This window comes from Pseudomonas sp. HY13-MNA-CIBAN-0226 (assembly GCF_040310305.1).
GTDB classification, from domain to species: Bacteria; Pseudomonadota; Gammaproteobacteria; order Pseudomonadales; family Pseudomonadaceae; genus Aquipseudomonas; species Aquipseudomonas gregormendelii.
Window position 1 is genome coordinate 1 of sequence record NZ_JBEOPS010000325.1, and the last position, 264, is coordinate 264.

The 264-nt window shown below is 61.7% G+C and carries 1 protein-coding gene; it reads right to left on the minus strand.

Going from position 1 to position 264, the window contains the following annotated elements; genetic code table 11:
- A partial coding sequence (locus AAEZ05_RS28950) for a type VI secretion system domain-containing protein (RefSeq protein WP_350650051.1) occupies positions 1 to 264 on the minus strand: 264 nt, incomplete at both ends.

The following is a 264-nucleotide window of genomic DNA, read 5'->3' on the forward strand; positions in this document are numbered from 1 at the left end:
GTGTAATGGCCTTGGCTGAAGCGGTCTTGATAGCGCTTGCGCTTGTCGCCAGCCAATGGGCGCAGCGCCGTCACCCGCTCACTATTGGCGTCGGGATAATTGACGAGCATCAGCCACGCCAAGGTTCGGGCCAGGCGCAAGGCACGCGGGTCGGTGGCATCCTGACGCAACCACCAGGCACATAAAGGTCGAGCCTGCTCCTGCAAGGCGCGCAGCCGTTTGTGCGCGTCTTTTTCGTTATTGAGCGGTTGCTCGGCCTGTAGC